The organism is Ruegeria arenilitoris (genome assembly GCF_013032445.1).
Classification (GTDB): Bacteria; Pseudomonadota; Alphaproteobacteria; order Rhodobacterales; family Rhodobacteraceae; genus Ruegeria; species Ruegeria arenilitoris_F.
Genome location: NZ_WQCA01000007.1, coordinates 26,115 through 49,150 on the forward strand (window position 1 = coordinate 26,115; position 23,036 = coordinate 49,150).

General features: G+C 58.4%; 21 protein-coding genes and 1 pseudogene. 6 read left to right on the forward strand and 16 right to left on the reverse strand.

Annotation, left to right across the window (positions count from 1 at the left end; genetic code table 11):
- Positions 1-5: 5 nt before the first annotated feature.
- The 3 genes from atpA to GOW98_RS11350 form a co-directional block, all read right to left on the reverse strand.
- Complete coding sequence (gene atpA / locus GOW98_RS11340; RefSeq protein WP_170332051.1) at positions 6-1,544, reverse strand: F0F1 ATP synthase subunit alpha; 1,539 nt, start codon at positions 1,542-1,544, stop codon at positions 6-8.
- Positions 1,545-2,105 (reverse strand): F0F1 ATP synthase subunit delta, encoded by a 561-nt coding sequence (locus tag GOW98_RS11345; RefSeq protein ID WP_170332053.1) that lies wholly within the window; start codon positions 2,103-2,105, stop codon positions 1,545-1,547.
- Between the two features lie 302 nt (positions 2,106-2,407).
- Positions 2,408-3,142 (reverse strand): class I SAM-dependent methyltransferase, encoded by a 735-nt coding sequence (locus tag GOW98_RS11350; protein ID WP_170332055.1) that lies wholly within the window; start codon positions 3,140-3,142, stop codon positions 2,408-2,410.
- A 61-nt stretch (positions 3,143-3,203) separates the two neighbouring features.
- On the opposite strand from GOW98_RS11350, the gene gloB reads away from it, so the two are divergent.
- Positions 3,204-3,971: a hydroxyacylglutathione hydrolase gene (gene gloB / locus GOW98_RS11355; RefSeq protein ID WP_170332057.1), complete on the forward strand. Its 768-nt coding sequence runs from the start codon at positions 3,204-3,206 to the stop codon at positions 3,969-3,971.
- Positions 3,972-4,143: 172 nt separating this feature from the next.
- Positions 4,144-6,468 carry an ATP-dependent Clp protease ATP-binding subunit ClpA gene (clpA, locus tag GOW98_RS11360; RefSeq protein WP_170332059.1) on the forward strand — a complete coding sequence of 775 codons (2,325 nt, stop codon included), beginning with the start codon at positions 4,144-4,146 and terminating at the stop codon, positions 6,466-6,468.
- 94 nt (positions 6,469-6,562) lie between these two features.
- On the opposite strand, the gene GOW98_RS11365 is transcribed toward clpA, so the two are convergent.
- The 4 genes from GOW98_RS11365 to GOW98_RS11380 all read right to left on the reverse strand — a co-directional run bounded on the left by GOW98_RS11365 (position 6,563) and on the right by GOW98_RS11380 (position 10,584).
- A complete protein-coding gene (locus GOW98_RS11365) occupies positions 6,563-7,162 on the reverse strand; it encodes a histidine phosphatase family protein (protein ID WP_367646840.1) in 600 nt (199 codons plus the stop codon).
- A gap of 2 nt (positions 7,163-7,164) precedes the next feature.
- Positions 7,165-8,802, reverse strand: a complete 1,638-nt coding sequence (locus GOW98_RS11370; RefSeq protein ID WP_170332061.1) for a peptidoglycan -binding protein — start codon at positions 8,800-8,802, stop codon at positions 7,165-7,167.
- Between the two features lie 3 nt (positions 8,803-8,805).
- Entirely contained in the window at positions 8,806-9,984 is a 1,179-nt protein-coding gene (locus GOW98_RS11375; protein ID WP_170332063.1) for a biopolymer transporter ExbB, read from the reverse strand.
- Between the two features lie 69 nt (positions 9,985-10,053).
- Positions 10,054-10,584 carry a gamma-glutamylcyclotransferase gene (locus GOW98_RS11380; RefSeq protein WP_170332064.1) on the reverse strand — a complete coding sequence of 177 codons (531 nt, stop codon included), beginning with the start codon at positions 10,582-10,584 and terminating at the stop codon, positions 10,054-10,056.
- Between the two features lie 67 nt (positions 10,585-10,651).
- On the opposite strand from GOW98_RS11380, the gene GOW98_RS11385 reads away from it, so the two are divergent.
- The gene (locus GOW98_RS11385; protein ID WP_170332066.1) at positions 10,652-11,653 is read left to right on the forward strand and encodes a DUF2125 domain-containing protein; all 1,002 of its coding nucleotides are present in this window, start codon (positions 10,652-10,654) and stop codon (positions 11,651-11,653) included.
- On the opposite strand, the gene GOW98_RS11390 is transcribed toward GOW98_RS11385, so the two are convergent.
- The 4 genes from GOW98_RS11390 to GOW98_RS11405 all read right to left on the reverse strand — a co-directional run bounded on the left by GOW98_RS11390 (position 11,650) and on the right by GOW98_RS11405 (position 15,957).
- On the reverse strand, positions 11,650-12,477 hold the full coding sequence (locus GOW98_RS11390) for an extensin family protein (protein WP_170332068.1): 828 nt from the start codon (positions 12,475-12,477) through the stop codon (positions 11,650-11,652). The genes GOW98_RS11385 and GOW98_RS11390 overlap by 4 nt on opposite strands.
- Entirely contained in the window at positions 12,474-13,394 is a 921-nt protein-coding gene (locus GOW98_RS11395) for a prephenate/arogenate dehydrogenase family protein (RefSeq protein WP_170332070.1), read from the reverse strand. Before GOW98_RS11395 ends, GOW98_RS11390 begins: the two co-directional genes overlap by 4 nt.
- Complete coding sequence (gene hisC, locus GOW98_RS11400) at positions 13,391-14,476, reverse strand: histidinol-phosphate transaminase (RefSeq protein ID WP_170332073.1); 1,086 nt, start codon at positions 14,474-14,476, stop codon at positions 13,391-13,393. Before hisC ends, GOW98_RS11395 begins: the two co-directional genes overlap by 4 nt.
- A 65-nt stretch (positions 14,477-14,541) precedes the next feature.
- The gene (locus GOW98_RS11405) at positions 14,542-15,957 is read right to left on the reverse strand and encodes an aminotransferase class V-fold PLP-dependent enzyme (RefSeq protein ID WP_170332075.1); all 1,416 of its coding nucleotides are present in this window, start codon (positions 15,955-15,957) and stop codon (positions 14,542-14,544) included.
- Between the two features lie 102 nt (positions 15,958-16,059).
- On the opposite strand from GOW98_RS11405, the gene GOW98_RS11410 reads away from it, so the two are divergent.
- Positions 16,060-16,521 carry an Lrp/AsnC family transcriptional regulator gene (locus GOW98_RS11410; protein WP_170332077.1) on the forward strand — a complete coding sequence of 154 codons (462 nt, stop codon included), beginning with the start codon at positions 16,060-16,062 and terminating at the stop codon, positions 16,519-16,521.
- Between the two features lie 2 nt (positions 16,522-16,523).
- Here the strand turns inward: GOW98_RS11410 and GOW98_RS11415 are convergent, their stop codons facing one another.
- Positions 16,524-17,348 (reverse strand): SDR family NAD(P)-dependent oxidoreductase, encoded by an 825-nt coding sequence (locus GOW98_RS11415; protein WP_170332079.1) that lies wholly within the window; start codon positions 17,346-17,348, stop codon positions 16,524-16,526.
- A 162-nt stretch (positions 17,349-17,510) separates the two neighbouring features.
- Here GOW98_RS11415 and GOW98_RS11420 point away from each other — a divergent pair, with 162 nt between their 5' ends.
- Positions 17,511-18,398: an AraC family transcriptional regulator gene (locus tag GOW98_RS11420; protein ID WP_170332081.1), complete on the forward strand. Its 888-nt coding sequence runs from the start codon at positions 17,511-17,513 to the stop codon at positions 18,396-18,398.
- 70 nt (positions 18,399-18,468) lie between these two features.
- Here the strand turns inward: GOW98_RS11420 and rpsD are convergent, their stop codons facing one another.
- From rpsD to GOW98_RS11440, 4 genes and pseudogenes are all read right to left on the reverse strand, one after another.
- Positions 18,469-19,089: a 30S ribosomal protein S4 gene (gene rpsD / locus GOW98_RS11425; RefSeq protein ID WP_170332083.1), complete on the reverse strand. Its 621-nt coding sequence runs from the start codon at positions 19,087-19,089 to the stop codon at positions 18,469-18,471.
- Between the two features lie 209 nt (positions 19,090-19,298).
- Complete coding sequence (locus tag GOW98_RS11430) at positions 19,299-19,808, reverse strand: hypothetical protein (protein WP_170332084.1); 510 nt, start codon at positions 19,806-19,808, stop codon at positions 19,299-19,301.
- Positions 19,809-20,007: 199 nt separating this feature from the next.
- Positions 20,008-20,643 (reverse strand): DUF1826 domain-containing protein, encoded by a 636-nt coding sequence (locus GOW98_RS11435; RefSeq protein ID WP_170332086.1) that lies wholly within the window; start codon positions 20,641-20,643, stop codon positions 20,008-20,010.
- A pseudogene (locus GOW98_RS11440) lies at positions 20,640-21,572 on the reverse strand (CobW family GTP-binding protein); the annotation flags it as partial. The pseudogene GOW98_RS11440 and the gene GOW98_RS11435, both read right to left, overlap by 4 nt.
- 74 nt (positions 21,573-21,646) lie before the next feature.
- Here GOW98_RS11440 and GOW98_RS11445 point away from each other — a divergent pair.
- Positions 21,647-22,998, forward strand: a protein-coding gene (locus GOW98_RS11445; RefSeq protein WP_170332088.1) for an IS3 family transposase whose coding sequence is annotated in 2 segments (ribosomal slippage) — positions 21,647-21,983 and positions 21,983-22,998 — 1,353 coding nt in all. Because the reading frame shifts where the segments join, the coding sequence is not laid out codon by codon here.
- Positions 22,999-23,036 lie beyond the last annotated feature (38 nt).

Here is a 23,036-nt window from a genome sequence, read left to right on the forward strand (position 1 = left end):
CTCCCTTAAGCGAAGGTTGCGGCGTATTCGTCCAGCGCAGCCTTGATCTTGTCGGAAGCGTCACCCTTGATCTTGGGATCTTCGTCCGTGATCCACTGAAGCAGATCCGCGTGTTTGCCACGCAGGTGCGCCAGCAGGCCAGCTTCGTAACGGCCAACATCGGACACATCGATCTTGTCGAGGTAACCATTGGTACCCGCGAAGATGACGCAGACGATTTCCGCGTTGGTCAGCGGCGAGTACTGCGGCTGTTTCATCAGCTCGGTCAGACGCGCACCACGGTTCAGCAGCTGCTGGGTCGCGGCGTCAAGGTCGGAACCGAACTGCGCAAACGCAGCCATTTCGCGGTACTGAGCCAGTTCCAGCTTAACAGGACCGGCAACCGACTTCATCGAGTTGGTCTGAGCCGAGGAGCCCACACGCGAAACCGACAAACCGGTGTTCACAGCAGGACGGATACCTTGGTAGAACAGTTCGGTTTCCAGGAAGATCTGACCGTCGGTGATCGAGATCACGTTGGTCGGAATAAACGCCGAAACGTCACCACCCTGAGTTTCGATAACCGGCAGAGCGGTCAGCGAGCCCGCACCGAAGTCTTCGTTCAGCTTCGCCGAACGTTCCAGCAGGCGGGAATGGAGGTAGAAAACGTCACCCGGATACGCTTCACGTCCGGGCGGGCGACGCAGGAGCAGTGACATCTGACGATAGGACACGGCCTGTTTCGACAGGTCATCATAGATGATCAGCGCGTGGCGGCCGTTATCACGGAAGTATTCGGCCATCGCGGTGGCGGCGTAAGGTGCCAGGAACTGCATCGGCGCCGGGTCGGACGCGGTTGCGGCCACAACGATCGAATAATCAATCGCACCGGACTCTTCCAGTTTCTTCACCAGCTGCGCAACGGTCGAACGCTTTTGACCGATCGCAACGTAAACGCAGTACAGTTTTTTCGACTCGTCGTCGCCGGCTGCATCGTTGTAGGTTTTTTGGTTCAGGATCGCGTCCAGAGCAACGGCGGTTTTACCGGTCTGACGGTCACCAATGATCAGCTCCCGCTGGCCACGGCCGATCGGGATCATCGCGTCAACCGATTTCAGGCCGGTTGCCATCGGCTCGTGAACCGATTTACGCGGGATGATGCCAGGGGCTTTAACGTCTGCAACGCCACGCTTGGTTGCATTGATCGGGCCTTTGCCGTCCAACGGGTTGCCCAGACCGTCAACAACGCGGCCCAGCAGTTCGTCACCGATCGGAACGTCCACGATCGAGTTGGTGCGCTTGACAGTGTCACCTTCTTTGATGTCACGGTCGGAACCGAAGATAACGACACCGACGTTGTCGCTTTCCAGGTTCAGGGCCATGCCCATGATGCCGCCGGGGAATTCGACCATCTCACCGGCTTGCACGTTGTCCAGGCCGTATACACGGGCAATCCCGTCACCGACGCTCAGCACGCGGCCGATCTCGGCCACTTCCGCTTCCTGACCAAAATTCTTGATCTGGTCCTTCAGGATTGCAGAAATCTCTGCAGCTTGGATTCCCATTTATCCGACCTCTTTCATTGCATTCTGTAGGGAGTTGAGCTTCGAACGGATCGAGCTATCGATCATCTTCGAGCCCACTTTAACGACAAGACCGCCGATGAGGCTTTCATCAACGGTCGCATTGATAGTCACGGTCTTGCCCACACGCTCGGACAGCGTCTTGGACAATTTTTCCAGTTGCGTCTTGGTCAGCGCCTTGGCCGAGGCGACATCTGCGGTCACTTCGCCGCGCTCGTCGGCCAGCATGTCACGCAGAACCTGCACCAGTTGCGGCACGACAAACAGGCGGCGTTTCTGCGCCATCAGACCCAGCGTATTGCGCAGGATCGCGTGCAGGCCCATCTTTTCGGCAACTGCGGTAATTGCGCCTTCCTGTTCGGCACGCGAAACCAGTGGGGATGCAATCAGCTCGCGCAGCTCGGCGCTTTCGCCCAAAGCTGTTGCCAGATCGTTGATGCCGGATTCCAGACCTGCAAGGTCATTGTTCTCTTTTGCAATCTCAAAGATTGCAGTGGCATAGCGCTCGGCGATGCCTGTGGAAATCGAAGCTGGTTCGGACACGTCCACCCTTCCGATATTTGAGGCCCCGATTTTGAGTAGCGGCCGCTACTTTGGGGCGTGAGGAAACCCCGTCCTTTTAGGGCGGGGATCAAAATCACCGGGGATGTAGCAGAGCAGAACCAACCAAGCAATATACTATAGCGGTAACGGAATTATCCACAAATCATTACTTTTCAAATACTTAAGCCAAGTGCGACGGTTTGGACACCTTAGGTCAGTTGAAAAATGTTACGAATATGCAGGTTTTTGCGATTCCTGTGACTTTTTTCCCGCGTTTTTCCGCCCTCATGGCGGCTCGGCAGTCATGCGGGCTTAAGCAACCCGTCCAGCGCTTTGATGGGACGCCGTTCAGCATCTTTTGTGACGCTACCGCTGGGAGGTCGGATGTGTTTGGTCACTTCAACCATTAAAACCCCACCCGCCATGACAGTCGGCAAGCGTTGCCCGGTTTTCTCGATCAGACTTCCGGACTTCAGCCAGAACCGGCGAAACGACGGCGGCATATACAGGGCCGAGCAATGACGTTCGTGGATGAAGTGGTGCTCTTTCAACTGACTCTCCAGTTGCGACGCTGAGTAAGGGCGCCCGAACCCGAACGGCGTGCGGTCCGTGCGCGACCACAACCCGGCCCGGTTCGGCACGACAAACAACGCACGTCCTCCCGGCCCCAGAACGCGCCAACATTCGTCCAGCAATTCACTGGGGCGGCTGGAAGTCTCAAGCCCGTGCATCACCACCAGCTTATCCACGTGGCCAGTTTCGACGGGCCACAGCGTCTCTTCGGTCAGCACCGATACGTTGGGCATTCCTGCTGGCCACGGCATCACACCTTGCGGCCCCGGCATCAGGCCGATCACCCGTCGTGCATCAGTCAGATAAGGGCGCAACAGGGGCACCGAGAAACCGAATCCCACCACCGTTTGCCCTTTGGCTTCGGGCCATATCTCGGTCAGCCGACCCCGAATAGCCGCCTGCGCCGCCCGACCCAATGTACTGCGGTAATAAAAATTCCTCAGATCCTGCACATCAAGATGCATTGCGGACACCCGGTCAATCGGCTTAGCTGAGCACACTCTAGCAACGAAAGGGCAAAAGGCCATGCCTCTTGAGATCGCCACCATCCCATGTCTCAGTGATAATTACGCTTTTCTGGCGCATGACGCCGCCAATGGCCAGACCGCCCTTGTAGATGCCCCCGAATCCGGCCCGATTCTGGCCGAATTGGAGGCGCGTGGCTGGAGCCTCAGCCATGTACTGCTGACCCATCACCACTGGGATCACGTCGACGGCTTGGCCGGCATTCTTGAAAAGCACCCCGCCAAGGTTATCGGCGCTGCTGCCGACGCCCATCGGCTGCCCCCGCTGGACCAGCAAGTTTCGGACGGCGATACGTTCGAAATCGGAGGCGAACCGGTTCAGGTGCTGGACGTCTCCGGCCACACGGTCGGGCATGTTGCTTATTATATGCCGCAAAGCTCTGTGGTTTTCACCGCTGACAGCCTGATGGCACTTGGCTGTGGCCGCCTGTTCGAAGGGACCGCGCCTCAAATGTGGGCGTCGCTTAGCAAACTGGCCGCCCTGCCGGACGAAACAATCGTCTGCTCCGGGCATGAATACACACAATCCAACGCCAAATTTGCCGTGACCGTCGACCCCAACAACACCGCATTGCTGCAACGCATGGCCGATATCGACCGCGCTCGTGCCGAAGGACGACCCACGGTGCCGTCGACTCTGGCGCTGGAAAAGGCCACAAACCCGTTTCTGCGCGCCACTGATCCGGCGATTCAGGCGCATCTGGGGATGGAAAATGCCGACCCGACTGAAGTTTTTGCCGAGATTCGGGCTAGAAAAGACCGCTTCTAGTGCCTATTTCGCTCTCTTCACGGCCACGGTCACATGAAATGTGACTGTCAAGAGAAAGAAAACCCTTGAAGCCGGGCCACGATCAACCAAACTCTAATAGTATGAGGACATGGTTGGATGGGGGTCCGGCCGAAGCCCGCCCCCTTTCGACCCAAGACAGAGGAGCACCCGCGTGCCTTCATTCTCGAGCACATTAGAACAAGCCATTCACGCGGCCTTGGCGGCTGCGAATGAGCGGCGACATGAATTCGCAACGCTGGAGCATCTGCTGCTGGCGCTGTTGGAGGAGCCTGACGCCATCCGCGTTATGAAGGCCTGCAGCGTCGATCTGGATGAACTGCGTAGCACTCTGGTGGAATTCATCGACGAAGACCTCTCCAACCTAGTCACTGACATTGACGGATCCGAAGCCGTACCTACTGCTGCGTTCCAGCGTGTGATCCAACGTGCCGCGATCCACGTCCAAAGCTCGGGCCGGACCGAAGTAACCGGCGCTAACGTACTGGTGGCTATCTTCGCCGAACGCGAAAGCAACGCGGCCTATTTCCTGCAGGAACAGGATATGACCCGCTATGACGCGGTGAACTTCATTGCGCATGGCGTGGCCAAAGACCCGGCTTATGGCGAAAACCGCTCGGTTTCGGGTGCGGATCAGGTCGAGGAAGAGGTTCAGTCCACCGCGGGCGAAGGCGAACAAAAGGAAAGCGCGCTTGGGAAATACTGCATTGATCTGAACGCGAAATCGCGGGCAGGCGATGTTGACCCGCTGATCGGCCGCGCCGATGAGGTTGAACGCTGCATTCAGGTTCTCTGCCGCCGCCGCAAGAACAACCCGCTGTTGGTGGGGGATCCGGGCGTTGGCAAAACCGCCATCGCCGAGGGGCTGGCGCACAAGATCGTGGCGGGCGAGGCACCGGATGTGCTGGCCAATACTACCATCTACTCGCTGGACATGGGCGCGCTGCTGGCAGGCACCCGCTATCGCGGTGATTTCGAGGAACGGCTCAAGGCGGTCGTCACTGAACTGGAAGATCACCCTGACGCGGTGCTGTTCATTGACGAGATTCACACCGTGATCGGTGCCGGTGCAACTTCGGGTGGCGCGATGGATGCGTCGAACTTGCTGAAACCAGCCCTGCAGGGCGGTAAGCTGCGCACCATGGGCTCGACTACTTATAAAGAGTTCCGTCAGCACTTCGAAAAAGACCGCGCGCTCAGCCGCCGGTTCCAGAAGATCGACGTGAACGAGCCTTCGGTCGAGGACAGCGTGAAAATCCTGCGCGGTCTGAAACCCTATTTCGAAGAGCATCACGAGATCAAATACACTGCGGACGCGATCAAGACCGCCGTGGAACTCTCGGCGCGTTATATCAATGACCGCAAACTGCCGGATAAAGCTATCGACGTGATTGATGAAGCCGGTGCTGCGCAGCATCTGGTCGCGGAAAGCAAGCGTCGCAAGACCATCGGCGTGAAGGAAATCGAGGCCGTCGTCGCCAAGATCGCTCGCATTCCGCCGAAGAACGTCACCAAGGACGATGCTGAGGTTCTGAAAGACCTTGAGGCTTCGCTGAAACGTGTCGTCTTCGGTCAGGATGACGCCATCGTCGCGCTCTCCAGCGCGATCAAACTGGCGCGTGCCGGTCTGCGCGAGCCCGAAAAGCCCATCGGCAACTACCTGTTCGCCGGTCCGACCGGTGTGGGTAAAACCGAGGTAGCGAAACAGCTGGCAGACACGCTGGGTGTGGAACTGCTGCGTTTCGACATGTCCGAGTACATGGAGAAACATGCGGTTTCCCGTCTGATCGGTGCCCCTCCGGGCTATGTCGGGTTTGATCAGGGCGGTCTGCTGACCGACGGTGTCGATCAGCACCCACACTGTGTGCTGCTGTTGGATGAGATCGAAAAAGCGCACCCCGACGTGTTCAATATCCTGTTGCAGGTGATGGACCATGGTGAGCTGACCGATCACAACGGTCGCACGGTAAACTTCCGCAACGTGGTTCTGATCATGACCTCGAACGCGGGCGCTCAGGAACAGGCTAAGGCTGCCATCGGCTTTGCCCGTGACCGTCGCGAAGGCGAAGATACTGCCGCAATCGAGCGTATGTTCACGCCGGAATTTCGCAACCGTCTGGATGCCGTGATCTCCTTTGCACCGCTGCCGAAAGAGGTCATTCTGCAGGTGGTTGAAAAGTTCGTGCTGCAGCTTGAAGCACAACTGCTGGACCGCAACGTGACCATCGATCTGACGCCCAAGGCCGCCGAATGGCTGGCCGACAAGGGCTATGACGACAAGATGGGCGCTCGTCCACTGGGCCGCGTGATCCAAGAGCACATCAAGAAACCTCTGGCCGAGGAGTTGCTGTTCGGCAAGCTGGCCAAGGGCGGTGTGGTGCAAGTGTCAGTCAAGAAGGGTGAGTTGAATCTGGAAATCTTCGGCCCTGATCAGCCGCGCATTCCGGGTGATAAACCTCCGCTACTGACAGCAGACTAAAGCTCACACTCTCGTCAAGACAGAAGCCCGCCACTAATCCGGCGGGCTTTTCTTTTTGGAGAACCTTAATTCCAAACACCGACATCGCATCGGATTAAGAGGCTGCCAGTTCCTCGATACATCGCCAACCATGTAGTGGTTTCATATCGTCGGTACTGAATTGAAACCAGTTGCCACCACCCCCGGGCCCCTGATCATATCTTCGATCTATTGGCAGCTGAGCCAATGCGCAAAACAACAGAGTGCCAACCCCGCCGTGTCCAACGAACAAAATGTCCCCCTCACCATGCTCTGACAAACAGGACTTCACTGCCCTGACAATCCGATCCTGCGCAGCTGAGGCTGTCTCCCAACCGCGTACACTTACGTTTGGATGGGCGAAGAACTGATCTGCGACACCCTCGAACTCTACTGGCGGAAGAAACCCTGTCGCGCTGCGATCATTCTCATGCATGTCCTGGCGCATTTCGAGTTCTAACCCCAAAGCGACCGCCAACGGCTGCGCTGTTTCAATCGCCTTGGTTTCTTGACTGCTGATGATCCGGGTCGTTCCACGCAAAACGCCCAGACTTTCTGCTAGCCTGGACACGCGTGAGCGCCCGACGTCGTTCAGTGACCAATCAGGTATGTCGACGGCTGGATCAATCTGAACCTGCGGGTGGGTTAGGTAGCGAACGATACGGCCAACCAACACGCTCAACGCTCGGTCAGCTTCAATTCGATCCGGCGGTTCTGTGCGCGGGCTTCAGGGGTATCGGTCGGGTTGACGGGTTGGAATTCACCAAAACCGTTGGCCGCTAGCCGGTTTGGTGGAATACCCAACGCTTCAACCATGTAACGCACCACCGATAACGCCCTGCCCTGACTAAGTTCCCAGTTGTCGCGGTACCGCCCCGTCCCCGCCAAAGGAACGTTGTCCGTGTGACCATCCACCCGGATCACCCAGTTCAGGCCTTCGGGAATCTCGGCCGCCACGCTGCGCAGGATGGCGGCAACTTTGGCGACCTCCTGCTGACCGACCGGAGACAAGATGGCCGAGCCAGTGTCAAACAGCACTTCGGACGAGAACACGAAACGGTCTCCCTCGATTCGGACACCTTCCTCGTCACCCAGCACATCGCGTAAGCGACCAAAGAACTCAGACCGATAGCGCTGTAGGTCCTTGGCCTGCGCTGCGAGGTCTTCAGCCTCGGCTTCAAGCCGGATACGTTCGGCTTCTTCCAGCAGACGGCGGCGGCGTTCTTCCGAGGCCGCGCGCGCCAGAGCCGCGTTCAGATCCTGCCCAAGCGATTGAATACGAATATCGGCAGCGGCATTACGTTCTTCGTAGTCATCGAGCAGCGCCTGCAATCCCCCCAATTGCTCGCGAAGCGCTGCCATCTGCTGATTCAGCAAAGCGGTTTCACGTTGCGCTTTTTCCGAGATCGCCTGTTCGCTGGACAGCGTATCGCGCGCTACGGCCAACAGGGCCGCGCGTTCCTCGGCCAATGTTCGTTGTTCTTGCGCCTCAGCCTCCGCATCGGTTTGCGCGACAAGGGCTGCTTCCAGTCTGGCCCGCAGATCCTCGGCGTTCAATTCTCCAAACTGCCGTTCCAGTTCGGCCTTTGCGGCTTGGGCTGCTGCCAGCAGGGTCAACGTGTCTTCTGCTTCTTTACGCTGCGCCTCCAGCGCCAGAGTCATGGCCGTCAACTCGGCATCTGCATTCTGCAGGCGGTTGCGCAAGTTTTCAGCGGCGGCGGCTTCGGCCAACTTGGCGGCCTCTTCGGTGGTAAGCTGTTCTTCAAGCTCCGAAATACGACTTGTCTGTACTGCATCACTTTGCTCCAGATCAGCCACTAAAGCCTCAAGCGCTTCGCGTTGCGCGGCGGCCAGACGGGCAGCCTCGGTTTGCTCGTCGATCTCAGCTCGGCTTTGCGCCAGAGCCAAATTCAACGCCTCACGCTCGTCTTGCAATTCGGCGATTTCACCCTGTGACTGCTCCTGTTCCAGCAACAGAGCCGCGACCTGATCTTCAAAATCCGTCAGACTTATCTGCGCCTGGACCAGCTCACTTTCAACCTGAGAAAGCGTTGAGTTCAACACCCCCAGCCGCGCCTGCAACCGGCTGTTTTCGCGTTCCTCAAGACCCAGCGCCCCGGCCAGTGCCTCGATCTCGTCCGAAAGGGCGGTCAGTTCATCCTCTTGCCCGGAAATGGTTTCGCGCAGCACGAACTGCACCACCATGAAGATGGTCAGCACAAAGGTCAGCACCATCAGCAGCCCGGTGATCGCGTCCACGAAACCGGGCCAGACCGAACCCTGAAAACGCTGACCAGTGCGGCGGGAGAGAGCCATCTATTACTCTCCTTCCGGAGCAGAGCGAACGGCGCCTCGGGGCAATGTCAGGGCTTTGACCAACAGCTCGATATCCTTGCGCAGTTCGCTCATGCTTTCCTGGCGGCCAGCCGAAATCTCTTCGAGTATACGCAGCAGTTGCACGTCCATCGAACGCAGGCGCATCCGGCTTTCGGCATCAATCCCTTCGCCCGAGCCCTGTTCACGCATATGATCCAACAATGCGCTCTGCCCCAACGCCACCCGTTCCAGCGCGGCGGTCACGCCCTCGTTATCGGATTGACGCTGGTTCATCTCGCCAATGGAGTCTGCCAACTGACCCAATCTAGACGACACGGCCGCACGGTCTGCCTCTTGCGCAGCAAACAGATCCTGCAGGGCGTTCATTTGTTCGGACATTGCGTCCAGCACCGGGGTCAGAACGGCCAGTTCAGCCCCACCCTCGTCACTTCCAGCAAAGCCAACGCGGGTAATCGAGGACAGCCATTCCTCAAGCTCGCGGTAGAACCGGTTCTGTCCGTGGCCCGCAAACAGTTCCAGCAGGCCAACGATCAGCGATCCGGCCAGACCCAGCAGTGACGATCCAAAGGCCACGCCCATACCCTGCAGTTGCGATTCCAGCCCAACCATCAGTCGGTTGAATACGGCCAGTCCCTCTTCGCCCTCTTGCGGGTTGAGACTGCGGATAGTGTCAACGATGGCCGGTACGGTGGTGGCCAGACCGAAAAAAGTACCCAAAAGACCAAGGTAAATTAGAACGTTGGTGATATATCGGGTGATCTCGCGCTCTTCCTCGACCCGCTCGGCCACCGAATCCAGAATAGAACGTGTCGAGGTGGAGCTGATCTGCGACCGCGCGCCCCTTTCGCGCAACAGCGAGGCCAGCGGTGCCAGCAACTGCGGTGTCCGCGCGTCTTCGCCGACGACACCGCCAACAAAAGCCTCGATCCAGCGAACCGACCCAATCAGCTGTGTCACCTGATAGAAACAGGCAAACACGCCGATAACGAAGACCAGTATGATGAAACCATTCAGGTAGGGGTTGGCCAACACCACGGGCATAACGTAGGGCAGCGCCATGAAGACCCCAAACCCGGCCAAGGCGATCGCGACCAGCATCGTGACGATCTGACGAATGGGTTGCGAGAAATGCGGTCTCGCGCCCGGATGTGCCTGCGCCATGCGCGTAGTTCCTGAATTTTGCCTGCTCTGTGCAAAACCTAACGAAAACCCACGCGTGACGCCAAGGGTTTATGCAGTGATGGATCGGACCCGTTGCGCCAACCACTCAAGATCGGGGTCGCGCAGGTCGATCTCGGCAAGATGCTCTGCAGTATTATAGAGGTATTCGGTGTTCGGGCCACGTCCGCCAACCGCATGAGCGATGATCTGGGCCTGTTCCTCTAATGGCATGCCACCGCAATATTGCACGTGGTCGGCGTCGATCACGTAAGTCACGGCATTCACCACTTCGCCGTTGTCCAAATGCACATCCAGCATTTTCTCGACATAGGCTGATGAGATCAGCTCGCGTTCGCGCAATTCGTGTAGGGTACGCTCTTCGTGGCCAGCTTCGACTGCCAAGGCCAGGCCCTTGCAATGGGCCTCGGCCTGCTCGTCCAGAGCCAGAACAAGACCGGGATGATCCTCGGTGCCGCGGTGGTGGATCGAGCTCATGCAAAAAGATCGGGCATATCCGTGCAGCGTGGCGTGTTCACTGCGGGCCACCGGAAAGCCCGGATTCCACAGCAGCGATCCATATCCGAATACCCACATCGTCATAGCACTGGTCCTTGCCCGTTTGCGCCTATAAACATCAATTCCGAGGCGGGAAAAAGGGCCATCTGTCATGCGCGGTCTGGTGCGGGTTATCATTTTCGTCATTGTCGCGTGGAGCGCCTATTGGTTCATCGCCGGTTTCGGGTTGCGTAATGCGATTACGACATGGTTCGACAAGCAACAGGAACAGGGCTGGCAAGCCGACTTTTCCGACGTTGAGACGGCCGGATACCCGTTCCACCACATGACTCGCCTGAACAGTCCCGCGCTGGCCGATCCGGTCAACGGCACAGCGTGGAGCGCCGACTGGATCGAATTCCAAAGCCCCGCAATCTGGCCTGGCCGGCAGGTGCTGCGTTTTGCCGACACGCCGCAGCGCTTGTCCTACTACGACCAGACGGCCACCATTATAGCCCGCGACCTGCAAGCTGAGCTGCAATTGCAGCCTGGTGTTGCATTGGTGCTGGAGAAGATGGCGCTGACTGCCGGGCCTTGGTCAATCACTGACGATACCGGCTCGCTGGCCGGTGGCGACACGCTTGCCCTTGTAATGGAACAAACGCCTACACCCGAGGCCTATGTGATCGGTGCCCGGATAGACGGCTTTACCCCCGGAGACGACCTGCGCGAACTGATGCGCTCGGCCACGACCCTGCCGCAGACGTTCGAAACGCTGGAGCTGGATTTGACCGCCACTTTTGACAAAGCATGGGATCGTTCGTCTCTGGAAGAAAGCCGGCCACAGCCAGTAAAGATCGATCTACGCTTGGCCGAGATGAAATGGGGTGAACTGCGCCTGTTCGCGGCCGGAGAACTGGATGTCGATCAGCAAGGCATTCCAACCGGTGAGATTGCGATCAAGGCTGAGAACTGGCGTGATATGATCGCAATGGCCAACGCGGCAGGCGCTCTGCCCGACAAGGCCGTCGTTCCGGTAACCCGTGCGCTCAACTTCATGGCTGGATTGGGCGGCAATCCCAACGCCCTGGACCTGCAACTGAACTTCCGCGATGGATTTGTGGCGCTCGGGCCCCTGCCCCTTGGACCGGCCCCACGCCTGATCCTTCGTTAACGGCAGTACGGACCGCTACGGTGGCGCGCCGTGTCCAAGTGGAAATGATCCCGGTGATACCGATCCGAGTTTGGTCCCAACACTGTGCCAAACGGCCCACACGCCCCGCGCCAGACCTTGGTCAGCTGCCGCTTTGACGGGTTCTTGCGCCAGCCGTTGAGGACGGTCACAACCTCTCCGTCCGCCATTTTGAAGCCCGAGATGTCAATCGCCCGGCCCTTGCCGTGTTCAGAAATGCGCGCACCTTTGCGGTTGTTCCGAGTGCGGCAGGCATAGTGCGCGGCGACCTGAAGTTCGACCACTGGTCCACGGCGCTTGAAGGTGGGCTTGACCGATTTGTCGACCCACTTATTCAGCGCAATGGCCGTGCCGCAATCCATCGTGGAGGGACGGCTGAGCGCAACTCCCGAAACCGAGGTGACCTGAACCGCGTCGTTAATGCCGCACGCCTTGATCTTGCCCGGCACGCTTCCAACAGGTTCGCCCTGGATTTCGATATCCCCACACACCGAGGTTTTACGCAGCTTGCGTTTCTTGAACAGCACCTCCAACTCCAGCGCTTTTGGTCGCACATGCGGTCGGAGTGGCGCGGCGTGCTCCAACACCAACACATCCGCCGCCGGGGCCGCTGCAGCCAGAACGATTTGCGTCTCGGGCCGCAATTTAGGGCGAATTTCAGCAGGGATCGGGCTGGCAAAGGCCAGCACTGGGGCTTCCGAGGGTCGTGTGACGGGAACCAGTGACCGTTCCGGAGGCGCCGCGTAGGACCATGTGGCGCTGACTGCAGCGCATCCAATCAACAGAAACCTCCAGCCGCATCTCATGGGTTTGCTTTACCTCGTCCAAAGTCCGGTGCATCCGTATCCTGCCCCGCATCGATGATCCCGCGCCGGATCGCACGTGTGCGGGTGAAATAGTCGAACAAATGCTCGCCATCGCCGGTACGGATAGCACGCTGCAGTGCGAAAAGCTCCTCGGTAAAGCGTCCAAGGATTTCCAGCGTCGCATCCTTGTTGGTCAGGAACACATCGCGCCACATGGTCGGGTCCGAGGCCGCGATCCGGGTGAAATCCCGGAAACCGGCGGCGGAATACTTGATGACCTCACTGTCGGTCACCCGACGCAGGTCGTCAGCCACGCCCACCATCGTGTAAGCAATCAGGTGAGGCGCGTGGGACGTCACGGCCAGCACCAGATCGTGGTGGTCCGCATCCATCTCATCAACATTTGCGCCCATGCCCTCCCAGAGCGCGCGCAGGCGGGCGATGGCATCCGGGTCCGAACCTTCGACCGGCACCAGTAGACACCAGCGATTGTCATAGAGCTCGGCGAAACCGGCCTCGGGGCCCGAATGCTCGGTTCCCGCCAGCGGGTGCGCGGGGACGAAATGCACACCTTCGGGGATATGCGGGGACACTGCCTGAATCACGTGCCGCTTGACCGAGCCCACATCCGTTACCGTCGCGCCCGGCTTCAGGACCGGGGCGATATCTGCGGCCACGGCCTCCATCGCGCCGACCGGAACACACAACACGACAAGATCTGCACCCTCAACGGCCTCGCGCGCTGAATCGCATACGCGGTCGCACAGACCAATACGACGTGCTGTTTCGCGGGTCGCCTCGGACCGAGCGTAACCGGTGACCTCACCCGCAAGGCCGGAGCGTTTGATGGCCCAGAACATGGACGACGCGATCAGTCCCAGCCCGATCAGCGCGACACGGTCGTAAACCTGGCTCATGCGGCATCTCCTTTGAACGCGGTGATGGCCGCAACGACGCGACGGCAGGCGTCTTCATCACCCACAGTGATCCGCAGGGCGTTGGGAAGGTTGTACCCCGCGACACGGCGCACGATCAGACCTTGAGTTTTCAGGTAATCGTCACAGGCCTCAGCCTCGGCCTGATCCGCAAACCGGGCAAGGATGAAGTTGGTGTAGGAGGCATCAGACGGCACGCCGACCTTGGCCAGTTCCTCAGACAACCACGCCCGCAGACGGGCGTTTTCTGCCTGACAAAAGGTCAGGAACTCCACGTCATTTACCGCCGCTTCAGCCGCCGCCAACGCGGTTAGAGACAAGTTGAACGGCTGACGCACTCGGTTCAGCACGTCGATGATCGACTGCGCGGCATAACCCCAGCCGACGCGCATCCCGCCCAGACCGTAGACCTTCGAGAAGGTTCGGGTCATGATCACGTTCTCGAACCGGTCCACCAGCGATGCACCACCGTCGAACCCGTCGACGAACTCGGCATAGGCCCCGTCGATCACCATCAGACAGCTCTGCGGCAGCGCTTCGGCCAACCGCGCCAGTTCCGCTTCGGGGATCATGGTCGAGGTCGGGTTGCCCGGATTGGTGACGAACACGATCCGGGTTTGCCCAGTCACGGCGGCCAGGATGTTGTCCACGTCGACGTGACGGTCCCGCTCTGAAACCATCACCGGCGTCGCACCGGCCATGCGGGCGATGATCGGGTACATGGAGAAGCCGTGCTCGGTATAGATGACCTCATCCCCCGGTCCGGCATAGGCCTGAGCGATGAATTGCAGCACCTCGTCGCTGCCCACACCGCAGACAAGACGCGCCGGGTCCAGCCCATGACGCGCACCGATGGCTTCCCTCAAGGGCGCGTGGTCGGTGCTGGGATAACGATGCAAGGTCGCGACGCTGTCGCGCGCCGCCTCGATCGCGTTGGGGCTGGGGCCGAACGGGTTCTCGTTCGAACTCAGCTTGATCACATGCTCGACCCCGGCCACATGCGACTGGCCGCCCTGATAGAGCGCGATGTCCATAATGCCGGGTTGAGGGGTGATCTTGTTCATAAGAGGCTCCGTTGATTGGAGCCTCTCATACCCGTCTCAACGCGTTGAGAAAAGCGGCAATTCCGTCACGCCGCTTTGAAGCGGGCGGTTGCCGGGTCAGCACTGTAATAGGGCGCGAATTCCTCTGTCCGGCGGGACAGGTCGTTGACGCTGTCGATGATGAACTGAACCGTCTCTTCGCTCATCAAATACGAGAAGTTCAGGCGTACCCATCCCGGTTTCTTCATCTCTTCCCCGGCGGACAGCGCTGCGTGCAATTCCTCCGACGTTTCCCGATCGATCCCCAACAGACGATGCGCATAGGGCCCGGCACAGGCACAGCCGCCCCGCGCCTGAATACCGTAGATATCGCTGAGCATCCGGGTGAACAGTTGCTGATGCACCGGCTGACCCGAGTTGTCCCGCACCAGGAACGAATAGATCGGCAGGCGATGTGGATTTTCAGTGCCCAGCAGGGTCAGGTTCGGGTTGTTACCCCACCCTTCCAACGCCATGCGGTTGTACTGCGCCTCGCGGCGGGAAATCTCATGGGTGCCCACCACATCCTTGACGATGAACGCCAGCGCCGCGCGGATATCCCCGATCACGTTGGGCGTTCCGGCCTCTTCCCGCGCCGCCAAATCCTCGCTGTAGTCATGCCGCCACGGTGAGACGAAACTAACCGTTCCGCCGCCCGGCCAACTGGGGCATGTGCGTTTCACAGCGTTCTGGTTGACGATCAGCACGCCCGAAGCACCCGGTCCGCCCGGAAACTTATGTGGTGAAAAAACGATGGCATCCTTGCGCGCATCCTCCGGCCCCATATCCATCGGCAGGTAGGGACCGCCGCCTGCGTAATCCCAAACCGACACCGCACCATGCGCCTTGAGCAACCGGGTGATCGGGTCCGGATCTGTAATGATCCCGGTAACATTCGATGCGGCCGAGAACGACCCGATGATCAGATCGGAACCGGCATTGTCGACTAAAGCCCGTTGCAACGCAGCGAGATCAACGCCCCCCTCGACGGCCTCAGGGATTTCAATCACCTGCGCCTTGCTTTCGCGCCAGGGCAAAATGTTCGAGTGGTGTTCATACGGCCCAATCAGAACAACCGGCCGGTCAGCCGCATCCGTACCCAACAAACTGACCAGCCGGTTCAGACCCGCAGTTGCGCCGGACCCGGTAAAGATCACCGCGTCTTCTCCCCTCGCACCAACGATGCGGGCTATCTCTGCGCGTGCTTCACGGCGCAGACGGGTCATGTAAGACCCGCAATAGGAGGCCTCGGTATGGCTGTTGGCATAGAAGGGCAGCACCTCATGGGCGACAAAATCCTCAACCTGCCGCAGCGCACGGCCCGATGCGACGTAATCCGCATAAACCAGCGGGACGTCCCCATGCAGACCCGGGATCAGAACGTTTTCTCCGATCAACCCGTCGCGCAGACTTGAATTGTGAGTGGTGGACTGGATGTCTGCACGAAATTTGGACAGGGTCATGGCAAGGGCTCCGTATTGCCCTTCTAATGTGATTTGGTTTTCCCGAGGAAACTTCACCTTTCTTTTGACACTTCCTTCTCTTTTTGTGTCATATGACTTCATATGGCACAGAAAATAGATCAAATTGACAAACGCATCCTGCGTGAGCTGCAAACCGACGCCACGTTGTCGCAACGCGAACTGGCGGATCGGGTTGGCTTATCACAAAATGCCTGCTGGCGACGACTGAAGGCATTGAACGAGGATGGCGTGATCATTGGCTCAACCGCTCGGATTGCACGCGAGAAACTGGGGCTGAGCCTTGTGGTCTTCGTCATGCTGCGCACCCGGCACCACTCGACCGAGTGGCTGCAGGCCTTTCGCAGCCATGTTCTAACCATTCCCGAGGTGGTGGATTTCCACCGCATTGGTGGCGACTATGACTATCAGTTGAAAGTCGTGACCGAGGACATGGCGTCGTATGACAAAGTCTATCAACGCCTGATCGAGAAGGTCGAACTGGACAGCGTGACCTCATATTTCGCGATGGAAGCGATCGCCGAGGGGCGACCGCTGCCAATCTGAGTTCAGCCAAGCCCAAGCATCGTTTTCATACCGCCAATGAAGGTAGCATCATCCAGAGCCTTGCGGTTGTCCAACAACTCCACCGCATCAGCCCCGGCCCGATAGCGCAGCGTGTCCGTCCCGTCCGTCACCGCGTACAGGATGACTTCGGCCACGACACTGGGCGGAGAGGTGCGCTCGGCCATTTCCTCGGACCCCCATGTGCTGAACAGGGCCTGCACCACAGGCTGATATTCGGTCATGCTTTCATCATTGACGAAATCGAAGGACCGACCGCCGAAATCTGTGGCGATCAGACCGGGTTCGACGATCTTCACCTTGATTCCGGCTGCGGCAAGCTCGTAGTGCAGCGATTCCGACAGGCCTTCGACCGCGAATTTCGTGCCATGATACAGCGCTCCGAGTGGGAAGGTGATCTGCCCACCGATGGACGAGATATTAACGATGCACCCCGACCCGTTGGCCCGCATATGCGGCAACACAGCTTTGGTCACGGCCAGCAGACCGATCACGTTGGTGTCGAACTGCCGCCGGATACGGTCCATCGGAAAGGCCTCCAGCGGTCCATAAGCGCCGTAACCTGCGTTGTTCAGCAGAACATCAATCTGGCCAAACCGCGCGATCCCCTCTGCGACCGCCGCCGTGATCGAGGCCTCGTCGGTGACATCCAGCCGGGTGACAAGAACATTCTCAAGCTGCGCCAACTCGGTTTCTTTCTCGGGGCTGCGCATGGTGGCGATGACGTTCCAGCCATTTTGCTGAAACAGTTCCGCAGTGACTTTACCGATGCCGGACGACGCGCCGGTAATGAGGATGGTCTGTGCCATAATCGTTCTCCATTAAGATGAGTATGACACACAGGTAGGCCCTTCCCCCGCTTGAGGCATGCCGATTTCTCCTCAACTTCTGCCTATTCCTCTGAACCTTCGGGTTTTCATTGGTCAGGCACGGTCGGGCAGAATACTCATGAACGGAGCGCGAGGCCGGACATGACACAAACTGATCTGATTGCGGAAATCTGCGAAACCGTGCGCGGTCAACCCGAAGATGCGCAGTTCTACCCAACTGCGCTGGACGGTCTGGGGCTGCTGCACGACGTCAAAACCAAGTCCATCGAAGCCCAGGTCTATGACCCTATTGTCTGCCTGGTTCTACAAGGTAGAAAAGAAACCCGCATTGGCGACCGGCTGGTTCATTTCGGAGCGGGAGACTCTCTGATCGTCAGCCACGCACTGCCAGTTTTGGCTTCGGTCACCGAGGCGAGCCGTCAGACACCCTATGTGGGTCTGGTTCTTTCGCTGGACCTATCCGTGTTGCGTGGCCTCTACGATGAGGTTGAGACTACGCCATCCGAACCCGAAGAAGCCCTCAGTCTGGCCGTATCTCAAGCCTCGGACGAGATGGTCGACGCTATGGCACGCCTGTTTCGCGCCAGCCAGACCGCGATGGACCGGCAGGTACTTGCGCCGATGATCAACCGAGAAATCCACTATCGGTTGCTGCAGGCGGATCACGGCGGGATGTTGCGGCAAATGCTGTGGCGTGACAGTGCCGCCAGCAGGATCGCACGGGCCATTGACGTCATCCGGGCGGATTTCCGAACCTCGTTACCCGTATCCGACCTTGCGCACACAGCGGGTATGAGCGTTTCGGCCTTTCACGCTCATTTCAAAACGGTCACCGCGAAGTCACCGTTGCAGTACCAAAAAGACCTGAGGCTGCTCGAAGCGCGCAGGCTGCTGTCCCATCGCGGGCTCAGCGTGTCTCAGACGTCATTTGAAGTGGGGTATGAAAGCCCGACCCAGTTCAGCCGAGAGTATTCGCGCAAATTCGGCGTGTCTCCGAGACAGGACATTGGATCGCCGAACGCAGCCTGAACAGGACCATAGCGAAACGAAAAAGGCCGCGCAGGTTGCGCGGCCTCGAAACTCTCGGTGTCGGCGAAGATTAGTTCTTCGCGTAGAATTCGACGACCAGGTTCGGTTCCATCATGACCGGGTAAGGCACATCGCTCAGGCCCGGTGCGCGCACGAAGGTCGCGGTCATTTTCGAGTGATCGGCGTCGATGTAGTCAGGTACATCACGCTCGGCCAGGCCAACGGCTTCCAGAACAACAGCCAGCTGCTTGGACTTGTCACGTACTTCGATGACGTCGCCTTCTTTGACACGGTAGCTGGGGATGTTGACCCGCTTGCCGTTCACTTTGACGTGGCCGTGGTTCACGAACTGACGTGCAGCAAAAACGGTCGGCACGAACTTGGCGCGGTAAACGACGGCGTCCAGACGGCGCTCCAGCAGACCGATCAGGTTTTCACCGGTATCGCCTTTTACACGCTCGGCTTCGGCGTAGATGCGGCGGAACTGCTTCTCGGTCAGGTCGCCATAGTAGCCTTTCAGCTTCTGCTTGGCGCGCAGCTGCAGACCGAAGTCCGACAGTTTGCCTTTGCGGCGCTGACCGTGCTGGCCGGGGCCATATTCACGACGGTTGATCGGGGATTTCGGGCGACCCCAGATGTTTTCGCCCATCCGGCGGTCTATTTTGTACTTGGCAGACGTGCGTTTGGTCACGGCTGATCTCCTTCGTTTTGGTCGAGGCCCTGCGGGCCGCTATGAAGGGCGTTGTCCTCTTGAGGTTTCCCCCATGACAGGCATCCCCTTGCGGGGGCCACCAACACCAATAAAGCCGCGCTTATATCCGTGAAATCGGCAGAGTCAACATGCCGCCCCGAATAGTATCGTAATTTCCGCCAGGAAAACTTGGTTACTTTAGGGACGTCTTAATCAGCCCTGCGCCCAACCGTGATCGCATAACGATGGTCCGGCTCAACCAGGCTTTGCTTTGAACGGGTTGGGAACGCGACCACGGTGTTATCCATACGCGTGGCATCGTCAGCGCGGCACTCGTTTGCGGTGATGTCACTGATCCAGAATTCCTGATCCCGTGCGGGGTAGTCCCCTTCAAAGACCAGCAGCGGCACTGATTCGCCTGCAATTGGAAACAAGGTTGCCGTGAAAGTCTGCGCGCCGTTGGTTAATACCAGCAGGCCACTGGCTTCTTCCGGCAAGCTCTGGACCTGAGCGCAATGTTCCAGCGTCGCAGCAGCACTGGCGCCGACAGTCCCAGCCCATTCCACCGCCCTCGCAGCAGTTTCAACAAGATAACGCGCTTGTCCGCGCCATGACCAAGCTGCTCCGATAGTCAGATAGGACAAAGGCGCCGCCTCAAGTCCATCAATTTCTGTCTGACTCCACAATATGGCTTTACGACCGTTTTGTCCGGCTCTCATTGTACCCGCCTGCACTTTCAACTCACCACTAACGATTAGGCAACTCTTATCAACGCAAAATAAGGCGGAAAAGAGACGTTAACGTAGCATTAACGAATTTGTTGCTTTAGGGAATCATCTGGCAAGTAAAATTGGGGGGGAAGGCATTAACGAGTGGTGTAGTTCCCGCAGAATTGCGCTTGGGCAAACCTTCGCCCTATCAATCAGCCTCATCCAGGTCGAATACAGGGTCCAGCACAAGTACCAGTCGTGTTTCACCCGTGCCTGCAATCGGTGGTGAGCGGTGCACCAGACCTACGGGTGAGTCCTGCGGCCAAAGCGTGCCACGCATGGCCATAGGAGCGCCGGTCGGGACGGTGAAAACCCGCGTTGGATCTTCGCCATCTGTAGAAATGCCGTATTGTGTGCCGGTGCCTCGATAAGTGCAGATCAGACGCGCATAGATCGCGTCGATATGAAATTTCCGGCAGGCGTTGGTGCTGATCGCGTCCAATCGAAGGCGCAGATAGGGTGCACGCATGATCTTGGCAAAACCTGCAGCCAAATCAGCGATGTCCTTTTCGAACCAATTGCGTTCAGCCGTGTCATCCATACCTGCGATGTCGCACAAATGTCGTAGGGCATTTGGGATCGCGTCGGTGCGAAGAACAAGGCGCGCCGTTGGCAGTTGCGATGGATCAAGCGTATCAACCCATGCCTGAAACTCTGAACCAAGCTGACGCCGCCAGATCGCTGCAGCGCACCCCGGCTTTTTTATTTCTGCCAATCCATCTGGGGTGTCGGCCACACCAACACCCACCGCTGCATCTTTAAATTCCGTTCGGATAAAGCTCATGCCGCATCCTCCACGCGGCGCCAAAGCGGGAAAGGATCAGGCAGGTCGATGGGCAAAACGTCCGGTCCAGAGGCGACCGCCTCAGACAGCAAACAGGCGTCAAGCCGGGACTTCAACAGCGGCCAGTCGATGCCCGCGCCGATAAAGACCAACTCTTGCCGCCGGTCGCCCCATGGCTCTGCCCAGTGCTGTTTGATGTAATCCAGCACCGAAGGGTGGTCCGGCCACCGGGTATCGGGGACCGACGCCCACCACGTGCCGATCGGCTGAACGCTCGACAGGGCACCGGCGAGGGAAAACTCGGCCACCCATTCAGGCCGTGTTGCGATCCAGAAATGCCCCTTTGCCCGGATCACACCCGGCAAGTCGCCGTCGAGCAAGGCCAGAATTTTCGCGGGCTCAAACGGCTGACGGGCGCGGTAGACATAAGACGCAACCCCGTATTCTTCGGTTTCCGGGACGTGGTCGGCGAAACCGTAAAGCTCTTTAACCCACATCGGATGTTGATGAGCTGCTTCGAAATCGAACAAGCCGGTATCCAGAATAGAGTCGCTGTCGACCTCGGAGTGGTTCGTCTCGATGATCTGTGCATCCGCGTTCAGGCTGCGGATGATTTTACGAGCGGCGTCGGTGCGTTCCGGCCCCGCATCATCAATCTTGTTTAGGATGACAACGTCAGCAAACTCGATCTGGTCCGTTAGCAGATGAACCAGCGTACGCTCATCGCCTTCACCCATCGTTTCGCCGCGGTCATGCAGGAAATCATGACTGGAGAAGTCCTTGAGCAGGTTCACGGCGTCGACAACGGTAACCATCGTGTCAAGGCGGGCAACATCAGAAAGGCTTTCGCCGTCCTCGTCGCGGAAATCAAAAGTCGCCGCGACGGGCAAGGGTTCCGAGATGCCGGTAGACTCGATCTGTCTGACGTCAGCGCCAATGGGACAGTTTAGGTCGATTTGATAAGAGAGGGTTTCTGGCTCATCGTAACCGCCAAGGAGTGGAGATGAGAAAGAAACCCGGAACCAAGCAGAGCCACGGTGAGAAAGTTGTAAAAGACATCCGCCGCGCCACGCGTAAGCAATATTCAGCAGAAGAGAAGATCAGGATTGTGCTGGACGGCCTGAAGGGCGAAGACAGTATTTCAGAGCTGTGCCGCCGTGAAGGCATTGCCCAGAGCCTCTACTACAGTTGGTCCAAGGAGTTCCTTGAAGCCGGCAAGAAACGTCTGGCAGGCGACACGGCCCGTGCAGCGACATCGACCGAGGTCAAAGATCTGCGCCGCGAGGCACGCGATCTGAAGGAAGTGGTTGCCGAACAGGCTCTTGAACTGCGGTTGCTCAAAAAAAGCATGATCGCGGATGGGGGCGACGACGAATGAGGTATCCCGCATCCGAAAAACTGGAGATCATCCGCCTCGTCGAAGGTTCGCATCTCCCGACCAAGCGCATATTGGATAAGCTGAGCATCCCGAAGACCACCTTCTATCGCTGGTATGACCGGTATCTGTCGGGTGGTCCTGAGGCGCTTGAGGATCGTAGTCCCAAGCCATCACGGGTCTGGAACCGCATTCCGCAGCCAATGCGTGAGAAGATCAAGGACCTGGCACTGAAGGAAAGTGAGCTTTCCCCGCGTGAGTTAGCTGTTCGCTTCACCGACACAGAAAAGTACTTTGTGTCAGAGGCTTCGGTCTATCGCATCCTCAAGTCTTACGACCTGATCACCAGCCCAGCCTATGTGGTTCTGTCAGCAGCAGATGAGTTCCACGACAAGACGACACGGCCGAACCAGCTCTGGCAGACCGACTTTACCTATCTGAAGGTGATCGGCTGGGGATGGTTCTATCTCAGCACGATCCTGGACGATTACAGCCGATACATCATCGCCTGGAAGCTTTGTACGACGATGAAGACCGAGGATGTGACCAACACACTGGACCTCGCCTTGCAAGCCTCAGGCTGTGATCAGGCAACGGGGCGGCACAAACCACGCCTGCTCAGTGACAACGGGTCCAGCTACATCTCTGGTGAGCTTGCAGAATGGCTGGAAGATCAGAAAATGGATCATGTTCGAGGCGCGCCATATCACCCACAGACCCAAGGCAAGATCGAGCGCTGGCACCAGACCTTGAAGAACCGCATCTTGCTGGAAAACTACTATCTGCCCGGTGACCTCCAGCAGCAGATCGATGCTTTCGTCGATCACTACAATCACCGGCGTTACCACGAAAGCTTACAAAACCTCACGCCCGCTGATGTCTACTTCGGACGCGGCCACACCATTCTGAAACAACGAGAAAGGATCAAACGGAAGACACTCGAAACCCGGCGCTTGCTTCACCGCAAATCCGCCGCATAATCAAACCAACCAGATGCGCCAGATCCTCTCTTAGCTCA